The 3,806-nt window shown below is 56.4% G+C and carries 6 protein-coding genes; all 6 read right to left on the reverse strand.

Features of this window, described 5'->3' with window-relative positions; genetic code table 11:
* Positions 1 to 85: 85 nt before the first annotated feature.
* From VN577_04315 to VN577_04340, 6 genes are read right to left on the reverse strand one after another with little or no spacing between them, the layout of a single operon-like run.
* The gene (locus VN577_04315; protein ID HWR14028.1) at positions 86 to 544 is read right to left on the reverse strand and encodes a TIR domain-containing protein; all 459 of its coding nucleotides are present in this window, start codon (positions 542 to 544) and stop codon (positions 86 to 88) included.
* A gap of 12 nt (positions 545 to 556) precedes the next feature.
* Positions 557 to 1,168 (reverse strand): TIR domain-containing protein, encoded by a 612-nt coding sequence (locus tag VN577_04320; GenBank protein HWR14029.1) that lies wholly within the window; start codon positions 1,166 to 1,168, stop codon positions 557 to 559.
* Between the two features lie 4 nt (positions 1,169 to 1,172).
* Positions 1,173 to 1,616, reverse strand: a complete 444-nt coding sequence (locus tag VN577_04325; GenBank protein HWR14030.1) for a hypothetical protein — start codon at positions 1,614 to 1,616, stop codon at positions 1,173 to 1,175.
* Between the two features lie 47 nt (positions 1,617 to 1,663).
* Positions 1,664 to 2,359, reverse strand: coding sequence for a hypothetical protein (locus VN577_04330; protein ID HWR14031.1), 696 nt, complete (start codon positions 2,357 to 2,359; stop codon positions 1,664 to 1,666).
* Positions 2,344 to 3,243, reverse strand: coding sequence for a hypothetical protein (locus VN577_04335; GenBank protein ID HWR14032.1), 900 nt, complete (start codon positions 3,241 to 3,243; stop codon positions 2,344 to 2,346). Before VN577_04335 ends, VN577_04330 begins: the two co-directional genes overlap by 16 nt.
* The gene (locus VN577_04340) at positions 3,240 to 3,719 is read right to left on the reverse strand and encodes an SAVED domain-containing protein (protein HWR14033.1); all 480 of its coding nucleotides are present in this window, start codon (positions 3,717 to 3,719) and stop codon (positions 3,240 to 3,242) included. Before VN577_04340 ends, VN577_04335 begins: the two co-directional genes overlap by 4 nt.
* Between the last annotated feature and the right edge of the window lie 87 nt (positions 3,720 to 3,806).

Genomic DNA, 3,806 nt, shown 5'->3' on the forward strand with positions numbered 1-3,806 from the left:
TACTCCTTCAGCGCGGCGATGATCTGCTCCTCGGTGTGTCCCTTCTTCGGCATGTCGAACCTCCTCGTTCCCCTCTCCGAGGACCTCAATTGCCTACGATATCTCCAATTTCAATTGGTACAACTTCTGGGTTTTGGATCATCGACACGCTGCCGTTCTTGTAGCCGTCATAATAGCCAAGCTCCCACGGCATCCACACCGACTTCGGCGAGTTCTCCGACGTGGCAAATACAAACTGCCGGCATGAACGCATCCGTTTTCTCAGCACATTCGCGGTTTCAGCGGTCACGTTGCTGCGATCCAATTGCGGATCGTCCACCCAGTCCACATAGACACTGAGGCCATTACCTTCCAGGATGGCCTTTACGCCGAGGATGAGTTCCGCATCCTCCTTGCTATGGGACAGGAAGACATCGTAGGTGCGAGCGGGAGAATAGTCCCTCACCTGGTCACTCAGGATTTGTGTGGCGCTCTTGCGCACCGGCTGTCGCGCCTGATAGGCCTGCGCTGCGGCCCGAACTTCGGAGAGTTTGAGGTAGCTCATTGTCCTGTCTTGTTAATGTCCCGCCCGCTTTGCCGCATCTTCAACCCAGGTCCCCAGGTTATAGCAGCCGTTGTGGGCGTTCCAGTCGTAGATTTGAGCGAACGGCTCCAGCGTTGTATTTGTGCGAGCACCCAAGTCGAGTCCGATACTCGAAGGAGCGAAACCTCGTGGAAAGTCTTTACTCCAAACCCACGAAGTCTTGTTGGTCAAGGCATTGTACTGGAGCTCTTTGAACCGGACCATCCCGCTTACCATCTCAAATCCAGTGACCGCGAACGGGTTCCAGCCCGGTTGATCTGTCTGTTTTAGAAAATTCGGAATGTTGTGTATCGTCACGCCGAGAAGGGCGTTGCCTCGGATGACACTTCGGAAAAGCTCATACCGGACCCACCTACGCCACGCCGTCTCCGCCCCGATCAAGGCGCATGTCACCGTGGTATTAAAGAAGCCGTCGTCGAGAAAACGCCTCAATGCGTCTTCGCTCGTGCGCTGCTTGCTCTCGAAGACGGAACTGTTGAAGAAGCCCGCATCTTCCCGGTCCTGCGTGACCCAGGAATTCTTCACGATGTTCGCGCGGATTACGTCTCGCTTGTAATGGAAGCTGAAAAAGACTCGCCGTGCCATGGTATTAGTGCGTCTGTTGCAGGATTCCAAACACCAGCACGATTGCCAGAAGAACTATCCCGTGGAGCCATACTATGGCCCCGCACCACATCGTTCGCCAGACGCTGGGCACGTCCGCCTCATAGCGCGACGTATCCATCGAGAACGGCTCAACCGTTTGCACGCCGTCCTTCTTCGACCGCCTCACGTCGTCGTAGAGCTTTCTGAAGAGGCGTTCTCGCCGAAGATAGTACGCGTCCAGACCCCAAAAGGCCGCCGCAGGGAAGAATGCAATCAGCACGAACGTCGGGTTGGTGCCTTTTGCAGCGAGACCGAAAATAGCTGCCGTGAGCGTGATGGTCCATCCCTTCAGAAGAAACGAGTGGTTGGCCATCCGTGCGACGACGGATTGAATGAATTCTAGATGCTTTGTGACATCTTCCGGCACTTTTGTTTTTGTTATATCCAAGAATACTCCAATGAATCCGAGATGCCAACCGGCCTGCCCCATTGGGGTCAACGGGACGCTGTGTCCTTGGCCTGCCGGAGTGCCTGCAATACAATCAGCGCTCGCTTGCGCGGGATGCGCTCTCGTAGGAATTGGACTTTCGCGAAGTGGCATTGTCTTAGTTGTTGCCCGCTGCCGCAGTAGCACCGCCAGGTACCTTTCGGCTTCTTGGCGGTCATGTATTCCAGAAACGTAGCGACGACGCGCAAATCCCTGGTACCCAGTTGTTCGCAATAGAAGTCGAAGATGGCACCGCAGCCATGTTGCCATTCGCCACTCGGCGGTTTCTGTCCGGTCAAGGCCAGGTGGGCTTGCCAGGCAAAGAAGCCTAGCACGGGTCCCTTGATGAACTCCGTTATCGTGGCATCGGGTCTGCAATACCGCCAGCGTTCCTCGGGTAGAAAAAGGCAGGCTACCCCGTTGTCCTGGAAGTGGTGGTCATCATCCTTGGGAATCACTCCACCGGTTTCACGGACCAGTGGGTCGGCATCCGGATAATTGGCAGGGAACTCAAGCTCGATATCGTAGTATGCGACAGCGGCGCGAAGCTCGGGGCCGGTGATGTTCAGCCGGCCGCGGACATAGATGGTGCCAGGTTCCTGCACAACGTGGAGGGTGGGGAAACTCTGCTCTATGGCACGGGTCACCCTGGAATAGAGTCCCGGTTTTTGCTCAAACCACGGCTTCATTACCGGGGCAGCCACGGGCGGGAAGGGTGCTCCCGCACGACTGAAACGATAGCCGCCGCTTTCTGGGCTTTGGACTCCTCCTCGGCAGGTCCAAAGATCTCGTCCCAACCCTTATCGTCGAGATCCTTGAGCGTTTTCGTGGCCACTTTCTTTATGCGGGCGCGCACCTGGGTATCCAGATATTCCGACAGATCGTTCCCGGTGGGGTTGGCGGGATCTTCGACAGTAAAGGTTTCGGCGTTGTCGCGCAAATACTCCCATACGAAGCGCAGCCGCTCAGGAAGTCCGAAAGGCGCCTCCGGCAGCTTAAGGGCCTTGATGGTGGTCAACTCCAGCACGAACGTCTTCAAGCCGAGCCCCGTGCGCACGTTCCGCAACTTCATCAGGCGAATCTCATCGAGGCAACCGCTGTACCGCATGTGCCGGATGTGCACATCGAGGTTCGTCTTCATCCTGGATTTCTCCCGGCTTTTCACATGGAGAAACGCATCCGACCTCTCGGGACCCGTATAGCGGCCAGGCACGACATCAATGTGGAAATCCTTGTCCAGGGAATCCTTTTCGTTGCTGCGCACCCGGAGAGCGGATGTCTTCGGCAATACCCGGTAGTCCTTTTCAAGCGCCTTCCGGACGTTATCGAAGATGTCTTCCAGAGTGTCACCGGCGCTGGTGTCTTCATTTGCAAAGTAGCAGGTCAGATCCAGATCATACGACTCCCGGATCATGGTGCCCTTCGCGACGGAGCCAGCGACGGAAATGGTTTTATCGGCGGTTTCGAACTCGCGGTTCAGTGTCGCCTCGACATCCTGCCGCCGCTTTTCAAGATCAGTGAGTTCTTCCCCCTGAGGATCTAGGGTCTGCTTATCGAGGATCTTTTGCAAGTATTCTGTTGGAGTCATTTTTCGTTCACCTTGAGTGCGTACACGTAACGTGACGCGACCTTTTCAAAATCGTAAACATGGATCACCGGATCGATCTTGCGGAGCACCTCCCGGCCGCACGTGACTGCGACCGGCGCCGGAACCGCCGCGAAAAGATGAACTGCTTCCGCACCGGGATGATCACGTCTGATCCTGCCAAGCAGTTCCTGGTATGCCACCCGGAAACGCTCCAGATCTGCCCGGGTATTGATCCGTGTGCGGCACGGGGAACCATTCGCGACGGTCAACTCGTACAAGGGCAGTTCCGATGTCTCGGCTGGCAATGCGTTCCGGTCGATTTTGCCGCTTACCGAAAGCAGCACCGCGACCTCGCTCGCCTGTCCACGGTGCTCGGCCGCGATAGTGAAGGCGGTTGGCCCAGCCTCATCCTTCCAGCACCAGTGATCCAAAACCCAGAAGTTGTACCAATTGAAATTGGAGATATCGTAGGCAATTGAGGTCCTCGGAGAGGGGAACGAGGAGGTTCGACATGCCGAAGAAGGGACACACCGAGGAGCAGATCATCGCCGCGCTGAAGGAGT

This window comes from Terriglobales bacterium, assembly GCA_035561515.1.
In the GTDB taxonomy this organism is placed as follows: domain Bacteria; phylum Acidobacteriota; class Terriglobia; order Terriglobales; family Acidobacteriaceae; genus DATMXP01.

Bases quoted from the DNA above. Each gene is read 5' to 3' on its own strand.
- VN577_04315 (HWR14028.1), bottom strand. From the start codon at position 544: ATGAGCTACCTCAAACTCTCCGAAGTTCGGGCCGCAGCGCAGGCCTAT.
- VN577_04320 (HWR14029.1), bottom strand. From the start codon at position 1,168: ATGGCACGGCGAGTCTTTTTCAGCTTCCATTACAAGCGAGACGTAATC.
- VN577_04335 (HWR14032.1), bottom strand. From the start codon at position 3,243: ATGACTCCAACAGAATACTTGCAAAAGATCCTCGATAAGCAGACCCTA.